The sequence below is a fragment of the Methylomonas sp. Uni0011 genome (genome assembly GCF_056850255.1).
In genome coordinates this window covers 530,638-552,845 of the sequence record NZ_JBVVNO010000002.1, presented here as the reverse complement: position 1 = coordinate 552,845, position 22,208 = coordinate 530,638, and the positions used below count along the sequence as shown (strand labels likewise).

16 protein-coding genes are annotated in these 22,208 nt (G+C 57.5%); 6 read left to right on the top strand and 10 right to left on the bottom strand.

Annotated features, from left to right (window positions below; translation table 11 throughout):
* Positions 1–52 precede the first annotated feature (52 nt).
* The gene (locus AC0IM9_RS05195; protein ID WP_482803305.1) at positions 53–1,468 is read left to right on the top strand and encodes an Nramp family divalent metal transporter; all 1,416 of its coding nucleotides are present in this window, start codon (positions 53–55) and stop codon (positions 1,466–1,468) included.
* A 12-nt stretch (positions 1,469–1,480) separates the two neighbouring features.
* On the opposite strand, the gene AC0IM9_RS05190 is transcribed toward AC0IM9_RS05195, so the two are convergent.
* The gene (locus AC0IM9_RS05190; protein WP_482803304.1) at positions 1,481–3,889 is read right to left on the bottom strand and encodes a TonB-dependent siderophore receptor; all 2,409 of its coding nucleotides are present in this window, start codon (positions 3,887–3,889) and stop codon (positions 1,481–1,483) included.
* A 252-nt stretch (positions 3,890–4,141) separates the two neighbouring features.
* Here AC0IM9_RS05190 and AC0IM9_RS05185 point away from each other — a divergent pair, with 252 nt between their 5' ends.
* Positions 4,142–5,002: a ribonuclease T2 family protein gene (locus AC0IM9_RS05185; protein WP_482803303.1), complete on the top strand. Its 861-nt coding sequence runs from the start codon at positions 4,142–4,144 to the stop codon at positions 5,000–5,002.
* A 394-nt stretch (positions 5,003–5,396) separates the two neighbouring features.
* Positions 5,397–6,308, top strand: a complete 912-nt coding sequence (locus tag AC0IM9_RS05180; protein WP_482803302.1) for a hypothetical protein — start codon at positions 5,397–5,399, stop codon at positions 6,306–6,308.
* A 179-nt stretch (positions 6,309–6,487) separates the two neighbouring features.
* Here the strand turns inward: AC0IM9_RS05180 and AC0IM9_RS05175 are convergent, their stop codons facing one another.
* The 6 genes from AC0IM9_RS05175 to AC0IM9_RS05150 all read right to left on the bottom strand — a co-directional run bounded on the left by AC0IM9_RS05175 (position 6,488) and on the right by AC0IM9_RS05150 (position 15,208).
* Positions 6,488–7,030, bottom strand: coding sequence for a flavin reductase family protein (locus tag AC0IM9_RS05175; protein WP_482803301.1), 543 nt, complete (start codon positions 7,028–7,030; stop codon positions 6,488–6,490).
* Between the two features lie 106 nt (positions 7,031–7,136).
* Positions 7,137–8,153, bottom strand: a complete 1,017-nt coding sequence (locus tag AC0IM9_RS05170; protein WP_482803300.1) for a FecR family protein — start codon at positions 8,151–8,153, stop codon at positions 7,137–7,139.
* A 72-nt stretch (positions 8,154–8,225) separates the two neighbouring features.
* Complete coding sequence (locus AC0IM9_RS05165; RefSeq protein ID WP_482803299.1) at positions 8,226–8,738, bottom strand: RNA polymerase sigma factor; 513 nt, start codon at positions 8,736–8,738, stop codon at positions 8,226–8,228.
* A 191-nt stretch (positions 8,739–8,929) separates the two neighbouring features.
* On the bottom strand, positions 8,930–9,838 hold the full coding sequence (locus AC0IM9_RS05160; protein ID WP_482803298.1) for a LysR substrate-binding domain-containing protein: 909 nt from the start codon (positions 9,836–9,838) through the stop codon (positions 8,930–8,932).
* Between the two features lie 281 nt (positions 9,839–10,119).
* Positions 10,120–14,046: a PAS domain S-box protein gene (locus tag AC0IM9_RS05155; RefSeq protein ID WP_482803297.1), complete on the bottom strand. Its 3,927-nt coding sequence runs from the start codon at positions 14,044–14,046 to the stop codon at positions 10,120–10,122.
* Positions 14,047–14,056: 10 nt separating this feature from the next.
* Complete coding sequence (locus AC0IM9_RS05150; RefSeq protein WP_482803296.1) at positions 14,057–15,208, bottom strand: response regulator; 1,152 nt, start codon at positions 15,206–15,208, stop codon at positions 14,057–14,059.
* Positions 15,209–15,375: 167 nt separating this feature from the next.
* On the opposite strand from AC0IM9_RS05150, the gene AC0IM9_RS05145 reads away from it, so the two are divergent.
* The 3 genes from AC0IM9_RS05145 (at position 15,376) to AC0IM9_RS05135 (ending at position 16,869) form a co-directional block, all read left to right on the top strand.
* Positions 15,376–15,792, top strand: coding sequence for a YeeE/YedE family protein (locus AC0IM9_RS05145; protein WP_482803295.1), 417 nt, complete (start codon positions 15,376–15,378; stop codon positions 15,790–15,792).
* Between the two features lie 14 nt (positions 15,793–15,806).
* Positions 15,807–16,223: a DUF6691 family protein gene (locus AC0IM9_RS05140; protein ID WP_482803294.1), complete on the top strand. Its 417-nt coding sequence runs from the start codon at positions 15,807–15,809 to the stop codon at positions 16,221–16,223.
* 229 nt (positions 16,224–16,452) lie between these two features.
* A complete protein-coding gene (locus AC0IM9_RS05135; RefSeq protein WP_482803293.1) occupies positions 16,453–16,869 on the top strand; it encodes a hypothetical protein in 417 nt (138 codons plus the stop codon).
* A gap of 69 nt (positions 16,870–16,938) precedes the next feature.
* Here the strand turns inward: AC0IM9_RS05135 and AC0IM9_RS05130 are convergent, their stop codons facing one another.
* The 3 genes from AC0IM9_RS05130 to AC0IM9_RS05120 all read right to left on the bottom strand — a co-directional run bounded on the left by AC0IM9_RS05130 (position 16,939) and on the right by AC0IM9_RS05120 (position 22,127).
* Positions 16,939–19,239, bottom strand: a complete 2,301-nt coding sequence (locus tag AC0IM9_RS05130; RefSeq protein ID WP_482803292.1) for a PKD domain-containing protein — start codon at positions 19,237–19,239, stop codon at positions 16,939–16,941.
* 162 nt (positions 19,240–19,401) lie between these two features.
* Positions 19,402–20,349: a hypothetical protein gene (locus AC0IM9_RS05125; protein WP_482803291.1), complete on the bottom strand. Its 948-nt coding sequence runs from the start codon at positions 20,347–20,349 to the stop codon at positions 19,402–19,404.
* A 125-nt stretch (positions 20,350–20,474) separates the two neighbouring features.
* A complete protein-coding gene (locus AC0IM9_RS05120; protein ID WP_482803290.1) occupies positions 20,475–22,127 on the bottom strand; it encodes a sulfotransferase in 1,653 nt (550 codons plus the stop codon).
* Between the last annotated feature and the right edge of the window lie 81 nt (positions 22,128–22,208).

Here is a 22,208-nt window from a genome sequence, read left to right as displayed (position 1 = left end):
CCGGCAAATTTGCGGAAATGGGCGGTTTTAGCCCGAAACTATCGTTAGCCCGATGAAAAATAAAGCCCTCGCCGACCTGCCCCGTCACAACGTCCCCAACTTCCCCGGCTGGTGGGCCGCATTGGGACCCGGCGTGGTGTGGATGGCGCTGGCTCAGGGCAGCGGAGAACTGATCTGGTGGCCGTATATGGTCGCCAAATACGGTTTGACCTTTCTCTGGTTGCTGGCACCGGCCTGTTTGTTGCAATACCCGTTGAACTTGGAAATCGGTCGCTACACATTACTGACCGGGGAAAGCATTTTTCACGGCTTCATCCGCTTGAACCGCAGCTTCGGCGTGTTTTTATGGCTGCTGATGACGGTATCGTTTCTGTGGTTCGGCGCGTTCGCCTCGGCCGGCGGCACGGCGATGGCCGAATTGACCCATTGGCCGGAGGGCTGGAGCCAGCGCGGCCAAAGCCTGTTCTGGGGCTACGCCTCGATTGCGGTGTTCGTGACGGCGATTCTGGCCAGTGGCGTGGTCTATACCTTGATCGAGCGTTTCATGAAGCTGGTGGCCGTCGTCACCGTGGTCGGCCTGCTGTCGGCCTGTTTGCAAACCGACGTGCTGAAGGCACTGCCGGAATTTGCCCAAGGCCTGTTCGGGCCGGTCGGCGACATGCCCCGGCCCTGGGATAACCATGACGCCAGCAAACTGCTGACCGCCATCACCTTCGCCGGCCTCGGCGGCTTCTGGATCTTGTTTTACTCGTACTGGCTGCGCGACAAAGGCGCCGGCATGGCCGGTCTGGTCGGCCGCATCACCGGCCTGGGCGGCGCCGAGGAAGCGGTGCTCAGCGACGGCTTTCTGCCGGCAGACGCCGAACAAAGCGCGCAAAACTGGCAATCCTGGCGCCGATTCTTGAGCGCGGACATCCTGGTCGGCATCGTCGGCAATTTATTGACCACCTTGATGACCTGCCTGCTGGCCTATGCGCTGCTGTTTCCCAAAGGCTTGCTGCCGCAGGAATACGAACTGGCCGTCGTGCAAAGCCAGTTCTTTGCCGTGAGTTGGGGCGAAATCGGCCGGCTGCTGTTTCTGGTGGTGGCCGCGGCATTTTTGACCGATACCTGGCTGGCTACCGCCGACGCGGTCAGCCGGATTCAAGCCGATATCGTGTTGACGCTGTTTCCGCAGGCCCAACGCTGGCCGGCCCGGCGCTGGTATTACCTGTTTCTGGCGCTGCTGACCTTGATTACCTCCTTTACGATGCAGCTCGATGCGCCGGGGCCGTTGATCCTGACCAGCGCCCTGATCGGCTTCGCCGGCACCATCCTGTTTCCGGCGGCCTTATATCTTTTGAATTACCGGTTATTGCCGCCCCATTTGCCGGAGTGGGCCAAGCCCAAGGGCCGGCCCTGGCTGCTGGCATTGAGCTTTGCCGTGTATCTGCTGCTGGCACTGCTGTATCTGCGCGCCAGCCTGTAACGGCCCACCGCTTTAAAACTCGTATTTCAACGAGCCCATTACATTGATCGGCGCGCCGGGGATCACGCCGAAATTGCTGCCGGCCGAGTTGGCGTAGTATTCCTTGTCCAGCAGGTTGTTGATATTCAATTGCGCGGTCAACCGCTGCTGACCGATTTTTTGGGTGTAAGCCGCCATCGCATCCAAGCGGACGTAACCGGGCAACAGATAGCTGTTATCGGAATCCCCCGGCCGCGGCCCAACCGCGACCGCACCCAGCCCGGCTTTGAAGGCCTGGTTGAACTGCCAGGTGCCCCACAGGCTGCCCTGATGGCGCGGCACGTTCTCCAGCCTGTGGCCTTGCAGGCCGTCGAAATCCTGGGTGTAATTGACTTGGGTATAAGCGTAGGTCGCCAGCAAATGCAGTTGGTCGGTGACTTGCCCGGCCAAATCCAACTCAATACCCCGGCTCCTGATTTGCCCGGCCAGAATCTGAAAATTCGGATTGGCCTGATTCGGATCGTCGGTCAGCATATTGGTTTTGGTCAGATAGAAAAATGCCAGTGTCGATGAAAATCGTTGGTCGGCCGATTCGGTTTTAATCCCCAATTCGTATTGCTTGCCGCGCTGTGGGTCGAATTTCTCGCCGCTGGCACTGACGCCGTTATTGGCGCTGAACGATTCGCTGAAACTGCCGTACAGCGACAGCCAATCCTGCACGCGGTACGTCAACCCGGCTCGTGGGCTGAAGGCGTCGTCGTTGGCTGGACTGCGCCCCAATTCCGCCGCTTGCAACGAGACCGGCGAAAAATTCTGCCCTGTGGTCACGCTGTCGTAGCGCCCGCCCAACAAAATATGCAAGCGGTCGAACAAGGTGATCTGGTCCTGCAAATAGGCACCGACCCAGGATTCACGCCGATAAAAGAAGGCGTTATCCACGGTCAGGGCATCGAAATCGACTTGGCCGTAGGCCGGCGCGTAAATATCGATCGGCGCGGTCGGCGCATCCGAATCATGGGAGCTGGTCAAAGAGTGAAAGCCGTCGAATCCGACCAGCAGATTATGTTTGCTACCCAGAATTTCGAACTTGCCGTTCAGATCGATATTGCCGGAGTGGCTAACGACGTCCTGCACACCTTTGGTAGCCACTCGATCCAACGTGCGCATGTCGTCGCGCAGCCCAAAGTAGTTATACAAGGTCGGCCCGCTCAGAGTCCAATCCTTGAACAAATAGCGCTGGGTTATTTTCCAGTCGTCATTGAAATGATAGGTCCAATCTACTGCAACCGAGGTGCTTTCCAGAGTTTGGCGGTGAAAGCCGTCCTTCAGGTTACGGCTGAGCGGAATCGGCGCCGGCCGACCGTTGACCGCCGGAATGCCGTAGTCGGCATTAAATTGGTCGTGTTTGTATTCCAGATCGACGTTGGTTTCGAAGCGGGCGCTCGGCCGCCAGGTCAAACTCGGCGCGACGAAAAAACGCTGGTTGCCGACGAAATCGCGAAACGATTGCTGGTCGGTATACGACCCGTTCAGCCGGTACAACAAGGTCTTGCCGGCATCGAGTGGGCCGGTGGCGTCAATTAAAGTACGGTATTGGTCGAAAGAACCGAACTGCTGCTGCAACGAGTAATACGCGGTATCCAGCGGCTTTTTGGTCACGTAATTGACCATACCGCCGGGCTCGATCCGGCCGTACAACATCGCCGCCGGCCCCTTCAGAATCTCGATTTGTTCGATGTTGGCAATATCATAAATATCCTGGCGATTGTACAAACCGTTGCGGTAAGCGTCGCCAAACCCGGAACCGGCCAGACCGCGGATCACGAAATTGTCATACAGGTAACCGCCGCCGGTACGGCCCAACACGCCGCTGACGTGGCCGTTGACCGCATCCGGCAAGGTCATGGTCTGTTTGTCGGCCAACACCGCTTTCGGCACGATTTGGATCGAGATCGGCGTTTCCATCACCGGAGTATCGGTTTTGGTGGCCGTGGTGGCGTTGGGCCGGTTGTAATCCGGATTGTCCGGCGCATTCCAGGCATAGACCGGCTTGCCGACCACCGTCATCGCCGGCATCAGCTCCGGGCTGGTTTTGTTGTGCAGCTCCGGCGGCTTGGGCTGAATCGTCACGGTACCGTCGCCGGTGGTTTGCGCCCGCAACGGCGAATCGGCCAACAGCATATTCAGCGCTTCGGCGTCGGTATACTCGCCCTGCACTGCCCGACTACGTAGATGCTCGGCGATGTCGGTGCCGTAAATCAACGGTTGCCGGCTCTGTTTGCCGAACTGCAACAACGCCTGGTTCAGCGCTTGGGCCGGAATATCGTAATAATGCTTGGCGCCGACGTTTTCCGCCTGAGCCGCCGGGGCCAATGCCAGGGCCGTCGACGCGACTAGCGCACGGCAGATAAAAATCGAACGGCAATACGTTGCGTGGGACATGAACACTCCTGATTCGTCTCGGTTACACGGCCGCGATGCGGCTGCTAACCATAAAGACGGAACCGACGCAAAAATCCACATTGGCCCGGCGTCAATAATTCCAGCCACTACGGCAGCGCGATCAAACCGGCCCAGGCCTCTGACGGGAAAATGTCTTCATATTGTCACGGCGGCTGCGGCATAATCGATCTAGCGCGCGTCGTGGCGGGCCGCGCTACCGACTTACTCCATAACAACGATGAGGAGCGCCCCATGACCAGATCGAACCTACTTGCCGTGATGTGCCTGACGCTTTGCGCCGCCGCAGCCCACGCCGACTGCGTGGACCCCAAAGACACTTACGATGCCTACAACGAGGTCGCCGACACCGCCCAAGACCGGCCGTCGGAATTTTACGTGCTGTCCTACTCCTGGGCGCCGCGCTATTGCGCCGAAAAAGGCGAAAAGCGCCGCCCAGGCCAAAAAGATTATCTGCAGTGCGGCAGCACCACCCATTTCGGTTACATCCTGCACGGGCTGTGGCCGCAAGGCACCCTGGCCAAACCCAACGACTACCCGCGGGCCTGCGCCGGCGACCAGCCCAAAATCGACCGCGCACTGATGGCGAAATATTTCTGCATGACCCCCAGCGCCTGGCTGTTGCAACACGAATACGAAAACCACGGCACCTGCATGATCGATCAGAATCTGCGTACGCCGCAGGCCTATTTCGATAAAGCGCTGGCACTGCACAGCGCGCTGCGCCTGCCGGACCAGCAAATCACCAACGAAGCCAAGGGCAAAGCCTGGTTCGTACAAAATAATCCGCAATTGCCCGAAGACAGCGTCTACTTCGACCGCAACGCCAAGGAATGGCGGGTCTGTTACGACCGCGATTTCGCCCCGTTCGCCTGCCCCCGCCCCGGCGGCCAAGGCGGCAGCGACTCGGACGGCAACAACGGCAACCCCGACGCCTGCCCGGTCAAAGGCAATATCTCCGGCAAGAACCGCAAATACTACTTCGTCCCCAGCCACCCGAGCTACGCTGGCGTAGTCATCGACTTCAGCAGAGGCGAGCGCTGTTTCGATACGGTCAAGCAGGCAATGGCGGCGGGCTGGAAAAAAGCGCCTTGATTTTTTAGCTATTTGCGGGCGAGTTTCAGCGTTTCCGGCGATTTGATTTCGCCGGAAACGTTAGCGATTGGTGTTGCCTTGGCTGTTTTGGGCTGCGCGGCGGAAAGCGGCCAGAAGCAGGCGTAGGGTGTGGTAAGTTTACGAACCGCACCAATCGCGATCGATGCGGTGCACTTTGTTTACCGCATCCTACGGCCCTTCAGGCTGAAGCTGTTGATAGTGTTTTGATCTAATTTCCATGTGCATACCTTACTGGCATTTTGGGTGTTGCACTTCGGTTTTGAATCCGCCCGGACATTAAAATTTTCTTATAATTATCATCTGAAACCAAAGATATTGAATGAATAATTGCCTTCTGAAAAACATATTCCGGTACTTAGTTTTTGGGGTATTGATGTTTTTTGCTGTAGTTGCTGCTTTTATATATAAATCGCCGCCCATTTCTTACTCTATCCCTTCACCATCTGGCTCTGTTTCAATTGTTAAACGATGGAATGGGGAGGGTTCATATGTTGTGAATTTAATGCCATTACATAGATGGTTTTACAATTCAATACAAGTTCTTCCGCCGCAAGAGGCTGAAAATATTGTAGACAATGGAATTATTTTTGGTTGGGAAAATGACCAACATCTCATAATAGGCTGGCCAACTGGATTAAGACCCATACACGGATTAGACCATGTGGAAGATATCAGTATAACCTACAGACCATATGAACCTGATATTGATCGAATAGTAGGAAATAAAATATTTAAACTTCGGTTACATGATCTGGTCGTTTCTTTTATGGAAACCGAATCCTCGCAGGGTCTATATAAGTCAACCTATAGGCCAGTTCCTATGAGAAAATGTATTATTGAAATTAGCGGTTTTGATGGTGAGGTATTTGAAGGGGTTACTACCCAAATCATTGGCAATGGACATGGGCTGCCCAATGATCAAAATACTAGCTTCGGAATGATTGATGTAAATTTTGTTTTTTCAAACGCAGTTGGACGCTATGCTTCTCTTACGCCAACTCAAGCTAAAGTTGGTCCTGTTTTTCCTGATTTGATGAAAAGCGTACCAGCACAAACTCCCAATAGTCTTTACTACAGAAGTTATAACCCATCAGAAGTATTAGATCTGTTTTCATGGCTCACAAAAGGTAAATTCGACGTGAAAGTTGGATTGAATTTTGGACAGGAAATTATCTTCTACGAAGCTGATATTATTCTTAATAACGATGTTATTGATAAATTTAATGCATGTTCAGCGAAGACAAATATCTATGGTCAGCCTTTTCATGTGCCTTCTGGTGACTAAAGGTGTGGATGCAATAAAGGCGAATACTCGCTTTCTCCGATTCGCTGAATGTCTCTTATGGGTCGATTTTGCTCATTCGTTCGAAACCACTGCCACACAACATCAATATATCTGACCTTTTGTTAGCTCCGCGCTCCAGGCAAGCCCGGTAACCCAAACCGACAGTGCAGGACGGGGCCTCAAACGCCGTCGGGTAATTTCGATTCCATCATTTGCCGCCGATCCAATTTAACGCCGTCAGCAACGAAGGTGCCGTCGCCGACGGCGTGCAGGGTGCGGCGTTCTTCGCGTTCGTCGTCGAGGTAGGCTGCCAGCCCTTGCAGCACGACGATGTTGTGCTGCTCGACGATGTCGATTACCCGGCATTCGATGTTTGCCAGGCATTCCCCGATCAACGGCGCCGCAACTTGTTTGGCGCGGATTGCGGTCAAACCAAACTTGGAGAACTTGTCGGTATCGGCACCGGAGCAGGTACCTATGCCCACCGTCTGGTCGATCAAATCCAGCGTCGGGATCGCGATCACGCATTCCTTGAATTCGCACAGCGCCTGGTAGGAGTGGTTCCACGCTCCGGTGGTGATCGCGAAGCGGGGCGTGAAATCCATCACCATGGTCCAGGACAGGGTCATGATATTGTCGCACCGGCCGTCGTTGGTCGTCACCAGCACCACCGGGCCGGGTTCGATCAGCGTGAAGGCTTGGTTAAGCGGCATGGGTTTCATATCTATCGCTCCGAATGTAAAACGCCGATTGCACCGCCGACGCCGCAAACGCACCGCCAGGGTTGCGATGGTTCGAGTCAAACTGTGGGGGTAAGATGGCGCCGGGTTAGCGCAACACCACCAGATACCGGGTCAAGGACATGATTTTAAGGCCCGGCACCGCGGAACTGAAGCCGGCGACGGCCTGGTCGAGGGCATCGAGCCGAAACAGGCCGCTGATCCGTTTATCCGCCCAAGCCGAGTTCAGCAGCAATACCTTACCGGGGCGGTAGGCGTTGATGCGTTCGACCGCTTCCGCCAGCGGCACGCCGTCGAATTGCAAGTAACCGTCGCGCCACACCGCCATGTTTTCCGGCCGGCCGGGGCGGACGGATATTTGGCCGCCCGCAATTGCGGCGGTTTGGCCGGCGGCCAGCGGGTTGTGCCGGTCGCCGATGCGAATTTCGACCCGGCCTTCGACCAGTTCGACCTGGGTTTGCGCACCGGTGCGGCGCACGCCGAAAGCCGTACCGATCGCCCTCACTTCACCGGCATCGGTGACGGCCAAAAACGGCCGCTGCGCATCCTTGGCCACGTCGAAAAAGGCTTCGCCGCGCAACAACTCGACCCGGCGTTGGAGCTTATCGAAACGAATCGCCAATGCGCTGTCGGCGTTCAAAATAAGCCGAGAACCGTCGGCTAATACGACGCGGCGCTGCTCGGCCTTACCGGTCAGATAGTCGGCCTGCCATGCCAAGGGCGGATAAAACGCCGCCAAGGTCAACGCCAATAACACGCAAGCGGCAATTGCCGGTGCCCACCGTAGCCGCCGGCGCCGATTTCGGAGCGGCGGACAGGTCGGCGCGACTGAAACCGTCGCCGCGGCATCGGTAGCCGGCAGCCGGCCGCGTTCCTGCAAGCCGGGTTCGGCGCCGGGAATCGGCCGGCCGCGCAATTGCCCCAGCCCCTGCCAGACCGCCTGGGCCCGTTGCCAGGCCTGTTCGTGGGCCGGATCCGCCTCGCGCCAGGCCGCCAAACCTTGGCGGTCCGCGGCGGAAAATTCGCCGGACTCCCGTTTCGCCAGCCAAGCGCAAGCCTGCTCCAGCAAGCGCGAGTCGTCGTCCGGCAGCGGTGCGGTGGTCATGGCAGATTCCTGAGTCAACGGTGAAGGCGATATATGATAGACGAGGCCCGTAGCCGGAACCACATCGTCCGGCTAGGGCTGAGCCAAGGATTTGGCGCAATGCAGCAACGCGCGTTTGATGTTGTCTTCCACGGTGCGTACCGAGATACCGAGTTGCTCGGCAATTTCCCGCTGTTTCATGCCTTCGAAGCGGTTCAGATAAAAGATGCGTTGGCACAGCGACGGCAATTCCGCCAGACTGCCGATCAGGCTGTCCAGGGCTTGCTCGCTCAAAGCCACGGTTTCGGCGCAGCGCAGATCCGGGGCATCGGGCAAGTCCGGTTCCGGCCAGTCGGCAATCGTCGCGTTACGCGCGCTCTGGCTGCGGTAATGGTCGTACAGCAAATTCTGCGCGGTGCGAAACAGGTAAGCCCTCAGGTTGCCGACTTTGCTTAGATCCTCGCTACGGCATAAGCGGACGAAGGCTTCCTGGCTGAGATCGGCCGCGGTTTCCCGGCAGCGTAGCCGGGCGAAGAGCACGGCTTCCAGCTCGCTGCGGCAGTCGAGATAAAGCTCTTGTAAGGATTGGCTGACAGAAAAGGACATGAGCTGCTGGCTTGGCGGTGCGGAATGCGAGATGTCCTTTGCACACCAGCAAAATTAGCGCCGCAAACCGGAAACCGTCTGCAATCAGCAGGCTAAGCCTTCTGTCGCAGCATCGGTCGGCCCGAAATCAAATAAGCTATGTTAAATAACCCAAGCCAAAGCGGCGATATGGCGCAATCGCCGACCGGATATCAGCCGACCGCGGTGTAGTTGGCGGCCGCTTCTACCAACAACTCGTCGATAAAGTACCGGCAGTAGTTGGGCACGTACAGTTGTTTCAAATACGCGATCTTGGTGGTGGAACTGGGTATCAGGCCGGCCAGATCTTTGGCGAGCAAGTCGCTATCCCGACCGGGCTCGTAAGACGTACCGGCGATGATGCCGACGCCCATACCCAGCCTCACGTAAGTTTTGATCACATCGGAATCGGCCGCGGCCAAGGTAATATCCAGCGGCAAGCGCGCATTTTGAAAGGCTTTTTCGATGGCGCTACGGCCGGTAAACCCCGGCGAGTAGGTCAAAATCGGTTCGGCAGACAGACGTTGCAGCGTAATTTCGCCGTCGGCCAGCCGGTGTCCGGCCGGCATGATCGCGATGTGATGCCATTCGTAGCACGGCTTGACTACCAGTTTGTCGTCGTCAGCCAACTTTTCGGTGCAAATGGCGAGATCGGCCTGATGCCGATGCAGCAAGTTGACCAGATTATCCGGCGAGGATTGCACCATATAAATCTTGATGCCGGGATATCTGGCCCGGAAGCGGGCGATCGGCCCCGGCAGCAAATATTTGGCCTGGGTATGCGTGGTGGCGATGCGGAAGGTGCCGTGGTTGTTGTCGAGAAAGTCGTCGGCGATCAGTTGAATGTTCTTTTTCGCCTGATTAATCAAATCGACTTCGTCCATGATTTTTTCGCCAAGCGGCGTCAGGCCGGTCAATTTTTTACCTTGGCGAATAAATAAAGGCGAACCTAATTCGGCTTCGAACAATTGCAATTGGCGGCTCACCGCCGACTGCACCACATGCATTTTTTCCGCGGCCTTGCTCAGGTTGAAATCGGTTTCTTGCAGATTACGCAACAATTCGAGTTGGTTTAAATTCATCTAATTCCTCAAAAAAAACCCACCGTCCTGGAAACTTTTTTTAACTAACCTATACTGTTAGTCGACGGTAGCAAACCAAATCTGATCTGTAGATATAGGATTGTGATTATATCGTTTTATCCTAGAGGTTTAGCACGCTGACATAACGACCGCCTCGCTTCGCCGCAGCGGTCGTTATTTGTGGCTAACCTCCTCCTAGCTACAGGGAAGTTGTTTATGGCGGGTTTAATTACCCGCCATTTTTTTGCGCAGCCCGGCGGCAAATTCTGCCGGCATGATATTCAAGCGCCCCTCTTCTCGGACAGTTCCTGCAAGATTTTCGCCAACAATTCGGCCAATTCCATCGCCAGACCGGAAGTGTCGGCTTGTGCGTCCTTGGCCGCCAACTCGGTTTGCTGCGCCAGTTGTAACAGCGATTGGACTTGAAAAATCCCGGCAAAGGCTTTCAAGTTATGAGCGACAAACTTGATCGTCGCCAAATCGCCCTGCTCTGCGGCCAACCGCAGTTTTTCCAGATTCTGTTTTTGGCTGCCGTCGACCGCGTTGTCGATAATCTTATCGACGAAAGTCTGGCGGCCGTCGAAACGCTCCAGCATCGCTTGCCAATCGATCAATCCCGAACTTGGCGACAGTTGCGTATCTGCCGCATCCTGGGGCGGCGGCGCAGGCAAGTCCTGGTCGACCGGCACGGCAACGACGGCCGACAGGCGCAACGGCACCGCCTTCACAATGGCCTTGACCAAGGCGTTCTCGTCGACCGGTTTAGTGATGCGGTCTTTCATGCCGGCCTCCAGACAACGCGCACGCTCCTCTTCCATGGCATGAGCGGTCAAGCCGATCACCGGCAAATCCGGAGCCAGCGCCAACAGCCGCCGCGTGGTCTGGTAACCGTCCATGACCGGCATTTGAATATCCATCAAAACCAGATCGAACGCCTGAGGGCCTGAGCGCTGAATCAAATCCAGCGCCTGCTGGCCGTTCTCCGCGAACACCACCTCGGCGCCTTCCGTATGCAGAATGTCGGCCAGCACCAGCCGATTCAACTCGACATCTTCCGCGGCGAGTATGCGTAGACCTTGCAATCTTGCACCGCTGGCGGCCAGTGCGCCGCTATCCCCGGTTTCCGGTTCTGCGGCCGGCAGCGGGACCGTCAGCACAAAGGTGCTGCCGACGCCGTAAGTGCTTTGCGCCTCGATGTCGCCGCCCATTAACCGCGCCAGATCCCGGCTGATCGCCAACCCCAAACCGCTACCGCCGAATTTGCGCGTAGTCGAATTGTCGGCCTGTTCGAATGCATTGAACAGGCGCTGCAACTGTTCCGCGGTCATCCCAATCCCGCTATCCATCACCGAGAAGCGCACGTTCTTGTCGCGACGGCTGATTTTGACCGCCACGTAGCCACTATCGGTGAATTTGACAGCGTTAGCCAATAAGTTCAGCAGTATCTGCCGCAAACGCAAACCGTCGCCGAGCACCCATTCCGGCAATTCGCCATCGAACTGCACCACCAACGTCAACTGCTTTTCCCGCACCCGCAGCTCCAGTAACTCGCGGACTTCGCCGATCAGGTCGGCCAGTTTGAACGGATGCGGGTCCAACTGCATTTTGCCCGACTCGATTTTGGAAAAATCCAGGATATCGTTCACCAGATTCAACAGGTGTTGGCCGGCTTCGTAAATTTTGGCCATGTTGGCATTTTCCGCCCCGGCCTTACGTAAATTCATTTTGGCCAAGCCCAGAATCGCATTCAGCGGCGTCCGAATTTCGTGGCTCATGTTGGCCAGAAAATCACTTTTGACTTGCGATAGACGCTCGGCTTGCAAGCGAGCCTGCTCTTGCGCGGCTTGGGTAGCCTTGTGGTTGCTGATATCCCGGATCACCCCGATAAAGATGTTCTCGTAATCGTCGATCAACTCGCTGACCGTCAATTCCAGCGGAAAGGTGCTGCCGTCCGATCTGAGTCCTTCGAATTCCACACAGCGGTTCATGATCGCGCGACTGCGGCTCGTCATATATCTGGCTAGATAGCCATCGTGGCTGGAACGATGGGGTTCCGGCATCAGCAGGCTGACATTGTGGTCTATTAACTGGTTTTCGTCGTAGCCGAACAAGTTACAAACCGCATCGTTAACCAACAGGATAGTCCCGACCTGGTCGATCAATACCACACCGTCGGCCATGGTACGCAAAATCGCCCGGTTGCGGGCCTCGCTCGCCACCAGCTCCTGCTTGGCCCGTTTGCGCTCGCTGATGTCGTGCACGGTTGCCTGCACCAGCTCTTCGTCGCCGATGACGATGCGGTTCAGTTGCACTTCGGCAAAGAACAGCTCGCCGTCCGCTCGCTTATGTTGCCACTCGAAGTGTTGAGCACCCTCCATCAATGTCCGTTCGATGTACAGTGCGGCCAACTCTGCGGAACAACGGCCGTCCGGCTGATATTCCGGCGATAGCAACACCGGGGACAGACTCAACAGATGCGCCAGATCGCGGCAGCCGAACAAGCTGACCGCGGCCGGGTTGGCCGATAAAAAGCCGCGGGCCTGACTCAAGGTCATGATCGCGTCCAACGAAAATTCGAATAAGGCCCGAAAACGTTGCTCGCTATTCCGCAGAATGGCAGCGGCTTGCCTTTCGAACGAAATATCGCGAATAAAGGCGTTGAATTCGACGGCATCGGCCAATTCGATTGGCGTGATAGCCAATTCCACCGGAAACTCGCCGCCGCTGCGGCGCAATGCGGCAACTTCTATGCGGCGGTTGACCGCGCTGCCTTTGCCGCTACTGAGAAATGTTTTCATCCCCTGCAAATGAGCATTGCGATACCGTTCCGGAAGAATCAAATCGTGTAATGGTCGGCCCAAGACTTCCTCGGCTTGCCAGCCGAAGATGGCCTCGGCTTGCGGGTTCCAGCCTGTGATTTCGCCATGGCGATTCATTTGTACGACCGCGTCCAAGGCGGTATTGACGATGCTGCGCAAACGGACCTCGTCTCGTTTTCGCTCCGCCATTAACGCGGCGAAGCCGTCTGCCATTCGATTGAAATGCCCGGCCACCCGGCCGATTTCGTCGTCGGAATCCTGTGCCAGCCTTTGCTGCAAATCGCCTTCGGCGAACGCCTTGGCTGCCTTCGCCAAACCGGCGATGCTGGCGCTGATCGACAAATGGGCGCCTATCGAAAAATAAGCGATCAACACCAGCAAAAAACCCGGCACACCCACACTCAACGCCAATGAGGTGTGCATTTCGGCTATCCGGCGTTGGATAGCCCGCTCCGTCTCGGGCAAAAAACTGTCGTATATTTGCTCGAAAACGCTGTCTATCGTGATGGTCGCGGTAGAAAAAAACTGATCCGGATCGACGGTAAACCGCTGCTGCAGCATATCGTCGATCAAATGCCCGGCGATCAGAGTAACCGCATCGCGGATACGATCCAACATCGCGGCCATCAACGGCAGTTGCGCCGGGTTGTAACGCTGGATGTCTTTCGCGGCGTGCTCCAGCGTTTTGACGTCGTCCAATATCCGGCTTTTCAGTACCGCCAGTTCCTGCTTTTGCGCGGCATCGATCTGCTTGGCGGCCAGGATGCCGACCCCCATCGCCCTGACCCGGCCAATGTTTTCCAAGGCCTTTGGCAGTTGCTCGACAACCAGCAAAATCAAGTGGTGGGTAGCCAGACTGGACTCGTTGACCAAGCGGCTTTCCTCGCTGACCAGTGCTGCGAGCTCCAGCAGGCCGGCAATCAAGTTACTATGCAATTCATAGCTGCGCTGCTGACTGATTTCGGTCCCGCCCTGTTGCAACAACAGCGCCCAATCCGTCTGCAGGCCCTCGGCTATCGCGACGCCCGCAGAACCGGCATCGCTAGCGGCTACCAGCTCGGCAAGTGCCGCAGTTGTCCTGGCTTCGACCAAGTCGCGCCGTGCCCGCAAACTTTCAGCTCCGCCGATTAAGCCCGCCGACAAGCCGCGATGCTGTTGAATCAATTGAAACGCCCGGGTAACGTGGGCAATCTGGCTTAATCCGGTCACTTCCCGCTGCGCATAGGACAGCGAGCGATTCAGATTTTGATAAAGGTTAAAAAATACCGCCAGTACCGCCAACAGCGACAACAGCCCGATCACGCTGAACTTTTTGCTGAAGCTCAAGCGGTTCATCACCGCTTCGGCCGGCAAAAACAAGACTTTTATGGGGTTCTGCCCGGTCTTCACGGGTTCCGGCTCACGCTTGCTCGCTTACTTCGGCGTTGCCGGCCAGTAAAGCGTTCTGTTTTTCCAGGATCTGATTCAAGCGCAATGCCAGCTGGTGGTCCTTATCGAACAAGCGGTCCAGCTGAGTCGTTAACTCTTCGACATAGCCGTGCAACAAATACTCCTGGCTATCGGTCAGCCCCAAGTGGACGAACGCGTTCTCCATGTTACTGCGGTGTTGTTCGGACAGATTGACCAGCTGCTGATGGTTGACCTGTTGGTTTTGTTCGATTTCGCTCAACAATGCATTCAATTCGCGAATACCTTCCAGTCTGGCTTTGGCCTGCAATTGGCGCTGCTGTTCGCCGACCATCGCCTCCATCCGGGCGCTGGCGCCCTCCACCAGAATCGCCAGGTGATCGCGCAAGCGGCCTATCGCGTCCGGATCGGTCACATCCAGGCCGGTCACCAACAAGGTCACGTTCGGAAAATTCAATACCAGTCGGTCTCCGGCCTGATAGATACGGCCGAGTTTGCTCACATAGCTTAGAATCGAGCGCTCCAACGCCGAACATACCGGCTCCGGCCCGAAAACGTGTTCGCCGCAGCTATCGTCCAGTTTCACCAGACCGCTGGCACCGTATTGCGGCAGCGTCTCGATGATCAATGCCCCCAGTTGCGCCGGGGTCCGGCATTGAAACGAAGTGCGCAGAAAATGCAGGATCGCTCCGGTCTCGCCCAAACTGGACATGGCCGTGAATGCCGTTTGCTGGGCGTAATCGAGCTGGGTGCGTAGATTGCGTTTTTGCTGTTCGGTCTCGATCGCCAATTCGACCTTGCGCAGCAATACTTCCTTTTTGGCGTTTTTCGGAATGAAGTCGTTGCCGCCGGCATCGAAGGCGGTTAACAGAATTTCCAGGTCATCGTGCGCCGAGACGAACATGACTTGCACCTCGTCGTTACCGTCGGCGCGAATCTGTCGGCAAACATCGATCCCGCTCTGGCCCGGCATCTCAATGTCCAGCAGAATCAGATTCGGCTGCAGATCCAATGCAGCCAAGCAATCGGCACCGTCGGCAAACTCGTGAATCTGATAATTTTGGCCTTGCAACTGGTCGACAATCACCAGCCGCAACAAGGCGTCGTCATCCACAACAAAAATACAGAAGGGTTTATCGGACATCTTATTTCCTCGGTGTCGCGCAAAATCGGGGCGAATACCGTCTACAAGCTTAGTTAATTTCGCCAAACTCACCAGCCGGAAAGGTTACAAAACCAGGCGAATGGTCCGTTCTCGCCAGTTCCGGGCTTTTCTGTTTCAATAGCGGCTTTTCCTTATATGCTGAATTCATGGATTACTCATCTGCGCTCGCCGCCGTTCTCGGCGGCATGCTAATCGGCGCCTCCGCGGCCTTACTGTTGTTTACCTACAAACATACCGCCGGTATTTCCGGTATCGCTGCCGGTCTGTTGCCGCCTTGGCCGAAGGGCAACGCCTGGCGCGTCTGGTTTCTGGCCGGTCTGGTCGCCAGCGCGCCGCTAGCGAAATTGGCCGGCGCCGACCCGGTCACGGAATTGCAGGCGTCGCCTACGCTTCTGGCGCTGGCCGGACTATTGGTCGGTTACGGTTCCCGCCTCGGCGGCGGCTGCACCAGCGGACACGGCGTGTGCGGTATCGCCCGCCTGTCGCCCCGTTCTGTCGTGGCTACGCTGACTTTTATGTTTAGCGCCGGCATCACGGTCTTCCTGACCCGTCATTGGCTTTGAGAGAGGGAAACATCATGAAACACGGAGTGATACTCTTCGGCTACGGCCTGCTGTTCGGCATCGGCTTGGTGGTTGCCGGCATGAGTAATCCGGCCAACGTTTTGGCCTTTCTGGATGTGGCCGGAGCCTGGGACCCAAGTTTGGCACTGGTCATGGCCAGCGCACTGGCGACCTTGGGCGGAGCCCGGCATTGGCTGCACCGCAATACCGAAGCCGCCGACCACGAACAAGACACCGGTCCGACGCCGGCAGCGATCGACGCACGCTTGGTCTGCGGCGCAGCGATATTCGGCGTGGGCTGGGGCATCTCCGGCTTTTGTCCGGGACCGGCATTGGTCGGTCTCAGCGCAGGGCTGGCCGGAAACTATGTCTTTGTTGCGGCCATGTTTGCCGGCTTCTACCTGTTCAAACGCTTTCACCGCAGCAATTGACCGGAAGCGGCTTGCAGCTTTGCCATCCAATCTCGCCGCATTTTGTCCGCTTTACCACAACAATCCACGCCGATCCGGCACCGGATCGGCGCCGGCTAACCGGTACGGCCTCGGCTGAGACCGCGACTAGCCGGCCTTCGGCGGTTATTTCCGGACGCTGGCGGCGGACCGCTAATTCTGGAACCGATTTTGCTGCATGTTCAGCAAACACTTGCCCAGGAGAATTAAGATGAGTCTATTTATCGCTTCGATGACGCCGGACCGGGCGTTGGAAGACAGCGCCATCAGCCAAGCCATCACCAAGATTGCAATCGCTTTGGCCGGCTACCGGCAATTGCCGGTGCAAAAACGTTCACCGGCCCTCGATATCGTATTTATGCTACCCGGCAGCCAGGAGCGCGCGGCGTTCGCCGGATTACGCATCCGCGGCTTCGACAAGACCGGGCAGAGCTTGCAACTCGAAGCGGCGGTGCCGGACAACATGATTGGCTCGGCGCACGCGGAACGCTACGTCATCGCCGTGATGCAGGACGCGATCGACGCCGGTGCCGAATTTTTCCGCGAACAGCAAATCTTGTTCGATGCGGCGGAGCATCTGGCTTTGAGCGAGGCGCTGACCGAGAAACCCCGCTACGCCATTAACTGAATCGCCGCTGGCAATCCGGCAATTTGCGGCGGTGATGGGGACGCTTCCGCCCCCATCGAAAACCGTCCCCTACCAGGAAAAACTACCGGTGACGGAGCCGCCGCCATCGTACAGATAGCCGGTTTTGAACGCGCTGTTGACGCTGAAAGCGCAACTGCCTTTGGCCGAACTGGCAAACGCCGGACTCGTGATGGTAGCTTGGCCGGTGCTGCCGGTAAAGCCGATCGCGGAGGTGGCGAGCAGGGTTTTGCTGGCACCGGCGGTCAAACCACCGCTCCAAACGCCGTAAATCGCCGCACCGGAAACCGTCGAGTTCAGGTATTTCAACGTTACGTTCGCCACACACTGCGCCTTGCCGCCGGCAAGAGTCCGACGCAGAATCCGGGTCGATGCCACTTTCATACTGTTCGTTACCGGACTTTGCTGAGCTTGCAGACTGACACTGGCGCTGTTCTTCAAACCGCTGTTGTCGGTCACCGTCAAGGTTGCAGTATAAGTTCCCGGCGTGTTGTAGCTATGGGTGACCGTGGCTGAGCGGCTCACCCCGCTGCCGTCGCCGAAATTCCATTCGTACCCAGCGATGCTGCCGTCGCGGTCGCTGGAACCGGACCCGTTAAATTCGACACTCAACGGCGCATAGCCTTGGTTCGGCAACGCGCTGATAATTGCCGTCGGCGCCTGCGCCTCGACGGCTTTAGGGTAGCTGCCGCTGATCTGGTAGCGTCCCAGGCTGCCGTAATCGCTGTATCCGGTGGTCAAGTCACTGAAGCCGACGCCTTCGATTTGCAGATAATATTGCCCAGGGTTCAGCACCGCAGCGACACTAGCCGACAAACTGTCGGCCGGACTGGCTTCGATAACGGTTCCGCCTTTGGCGTCCAACAGCTTCAATTGAATATCCAAATTTTGCGACACCGGGTCCGGGCTGGCATTGAATTGCACCCCGCCACCGCCGGTATTGAAGGCGAACACGTCGACGTCGCTACTGCGTTCGATGATACCGCTTTGGTCTACGGCACTGGAGTCGCCGGCGATAGGTCCGGCGCCAGCCGAATTGTTGGCATAGTCGTCGACTCTGAGCGGGGTACCGGCAGCGTGAATCACAGTAATATCGTCCTGCAGGTTGTTGGCGCCGGGGTATTCGCCTTTACTCCATTGCGTGACCGATTTGTAATAGCCGACCCCCATGATCGGCCCCCAACCGGTCACGCCGCTGCCGTGGCCGGAGTAGTAAGTGGTCGAGGCATTGCCGTCGTGGGTCAGATTCAAATTGTGGCCGACTTCGTGCGATACCGCTTCAGCGACGTATTTCGGAAAGCCGTTGCCCAATTTGTCCAGAAACACCCAGGCCGGCTGATAACGGTCCGGCTTGCTGGCCGAATAGTAGGAATAGACGTTGACGTAAGCCACGCCGCCGCAAGCCTGGTTGCACAGTTGCGGCATCGACCGGGTGATCACGGCCCGCGTGCCGTACTGGCCGTCGTCGGCCGCGGTCCGGAACAATTTATCCGCACTCGGCTCTTCCGTGGTCACATCGACATCGAACGGCGCGTAGTCTTCGGCCACCCGTTGCCAGATTTGTTTGATATTGCTCAATTCGGTGGCGCTAAAAGCCGCCGGATTGCCGTCGATGTCGTAGGCCGGGGCCGTCAAAGTCCCGGAATTCCATGCCGTAGCCGTAGCCACATGGCCGTTGAAATCCAGATAAATCAGACGGTTGGCGCCAGGCTTGCTGTGCAAGGCAAAGGCATCGGTGCTGGAAGCGACGCTCATGCCGCCGCTTCCGGCTTGGGCCGGCGCGGTAGCGGTCGCCTCCTGCCCATCGCTCTCGCCCGGCGGTAACGCATCGATGTAAAGCAAGCGGCCGCCCTCGTCGATCCAGGCGGTCGAATCGGTGGCTAAAATCTCGGCCAGGCGTTCGGCGGACATGTCGTAAGCTCGGGCGACCGCTTCCAGCTTGTCGCCCAAAGCCTCGATTGCGGCCTTACCGTTTTTCTTTTCCGCCAGCCGGATTTGCGGAAACGGCATTTCGCCGCCGTCAGCGCCGACCGCTGCCGAATCCGCCGGTACCGCGGCGGCGCTCTGTGCCAACGTGATCGGATTGTCGGCGCCGGAATCGTTCAGACCGGAAACGAAGGCCTGCACTCGGCCGTCAGGCAAGGCTTTTAAGCCGTAGTTGTAGCCGCTCAAGGCTGCTTCCGCATCCTCCCTGGAAGAGAAATACAAGGGTTCGCCAACCGTACCCGCCCCCGGACTAGGCATGGTTCTGGTTAAATCGTCCGTACTGGAGACATTTTTTTCGGGTTCCGTCGCGCATCCTGCCGCCAAAACCGTCAACGCCAACGAAGTGAGGAATATTTGCTTGTTCATACGCCGCTCCCGAGGTCAATAAATACGCCAGAACAGTATAGTCCTGTCAACCGAGCTTTAGCGTTGGGAGAAAGATTAAAATTGCATCCCCTCGCCAACCAAACAGCGGAGGCTGCTTAACTCAATTTTCAGCCCCCGAGCCCTTGCCCGCTCGGGCTGGGTTTACTTGCCGCTTTCTTTCGACAGCAAGCTGTGGCGCAACGCCGACAACAGCAATACCGAACCGCCGGCCCCGGCCGCAATAAGCATCTCAGCCGTTTGCCGCTGAGCGTTCAACCAAATCAGCACTAGCGTCGCCACGCTCACCAGCAATGCCGCGACAGGGATGGCGCGCAAAACGGCACGGTACGTCCTGACAGGGGCGGCACGCCGGCGCTCGGCCTGCCAGAGATAAGCACCGACACCGACCAGCAACCCGGCTATCGAGAATCCCCAATTCAATATCGACGCTCCCTGGTTGGTCCCGGTTAGCGCTTGCAGATTCCATTGCATCCAAACGCAGCCTTCCGCCAACAAGGCAGCCGGTAGCAGACCACTGGCCCACGTCAGCTCCAGCGCCAAAAAAGGCAACGCCAGCGACGCCACACTGGCCGCACTAAGCAAACTGAGCGGATACGCAACCAACACGGCCAACTCCAAAGCGCTGGCGTCTGCGGCGTTCGGCAAATACAAGGCCAAAATGAAACCCAACAGCGCGATAGTCATCGCCAGGGTATCGAGCTTGACGGCCCGTAACCGGGCTGAAGAAACACGACGGCGCAGCGCTTTTAGCAGGCCGCAGGTGAAACACGGCCCCATCATCAGATAAAACACATCCGATGGCGCCGGAAACGGATTCCAGTAAAACAGTTCTTGCAGATTCCAACAGCATTGGCCGACAAAATACAGGCCGGTACCGTAACAAAACCAGCGGCGATACCAATACTGTCCGGCGTCGCCGTGTAGTGCCCCCTGCCAGGCGATAACCCAGGCCGTACCGGCACTGACCGTCCAATGCACGCTATCCAGCAACGCCAACCAGCTTTCGCCGGCAAACAGCGACAATACGGCTATGGCCAACAACAACAGGCTGGATACGGTCAGAATCGGTTTCAAATCGGCAGGCGTCATCGGTTAAGGAACGGTCATGCTTCATTTTAGCAACTGTTCCGAAATCCGAACCAAATCGGCGGCAAACGCCTGGCGGCAATATACCGCTCCGGCTCTGCGGCCCTTACGCTATGAGCGGCCGGCCGTCAAAGGTCCGCCTCGTCGTAGCCGAATGCAGCGACAAACCGTGCCAATTGCGGCATCAGCTCGGCGAAGTTTTGTCGGTATGGCCGCCAGCGTGCCAGTGCCGAGTTATACAAAGGTTGCGACACCGCGGCGAAGCTGGGCGTCGCCACGTAGCGACCGGCCGTGCGCTCGTGAAAACGTTCGACTTCGGGCCGCCAGTCGACGCCGAGCAGTTCGAATACGCCGCGGAAACTGGCTTCGAAATCGTTGACCACGTCTTCGTAGCGCAGCTCCAGCCAGGCCGGCGCGATCCGGTCGCGCAGGCTCAGCCACAAATCCATCACCGCCGCATACTGTTCGGCGACGCCTTGCCAGGACAACAGATTGACCGTGGCCGGCGACGCGGCGAAGGATTGCATCGCGCAACTCAGGCAAACGTCGCGCGGGTCGCGCAACGCAAACAGAATCTTGGCGTCCGGAAACAGGCAACTGATCAAACCGGTCTCGATACTATTCAATGCCACCTTGTTGACGAAGCGTTTGCGCAAGGCCTCCGGCCCGAACTCCTCCGCCACCCGCTGCCAGTAATAGGCGCGCAGTTGCCTGGCTTGCTCGATCCCGATCCGGGCCAACGCTGCCGGCGTGTCGTCGCCGATGCCGGCCATGGCCGCCAGTTCGGCGGACAGTTCCTCAAGCAGATGGTTTTCGTCGGAGGTCAATACCTGCGGATGGGCGGCAAGCACCTGTTCGGTCAAGGTCGTGCCGGAACGCAGGAAACCGATCAGAAACACCGGCGCCGGCAAGCCGTCGGCCAGTTGTTCCGGGGTCCAGCGCTTCAGCAAGGCGTCGCTGTAGCCCTGTTTGAACAAGGCAATCTTATTAAAAATGTAAGCGGCATCGAACGCCTGGTTCTCCGGCAATTCCCGCTGCAACGCGCCAGCCTTGGCAAACATCGCGAACGCCTCGGCATAGCGTTTCTGCTTATCGTAGACCTTGGACAGTTCCAGGCAGGCACGGGCCAATTGCCGGGTATCGGTTTCGGCGGCGACCACCCGCTCCAGCCGCTGCCGGGCCGCATCGTAGTGTTTGTTGTCAAACTCCAATATCGCCAGCAGGATATGAGAACCGGCATCGTGCGGCACCAGTTTCAATACCTTCTCCAGCGCAGCGATCGCCGCGTCGGTCTGATGCAAGCGCTGCAGGCAAACCGCCACCCCGTAATGGGCCGAAGCATTGTCCGGCATGGCTTTGGCGGCCGCCCGCGCCAGTTGCAGCGCCAAGTCCATATCGCCCCAAATTTGCATTTGTTCGGCAAATCCCAACAATACCCGGCCGTCGGTTTTATCGGACTGCCGCAGTAAGGCTTTCGCCGCCCGAGCCAGATAACGTTTGCCTTCGGCCAAACGGTGGCGCCAGCACAAGCCCTGGCCGACGCCGGCCAAGGCCTCGGCATGGTTGGGCTTGAGCTCAAGCACCTGGCGATAGCATTGCTCCGCCGCCGCGAAATCGCGGCGTTGGTAGGCATGGTAGCGTGCAGTTTCCAGCAATTGCTGCAAGCCGGTTTCGCCTGCCGGGGCCGGCGTCGGCTGCGCGCAGCAGTGTTTATATTTGCGGCCGCTGCCGCACGGGCAGGCTTCGTTACGGCCCGGTTTGGTCGAAGGCTTCGAATTCATGGATGGGTGTTAGGGTTAAACAGCCCGCATCATAACGGGAAAACCCGAAAACGGGAGCACCGCAGCCGGCACTCCCGTCCG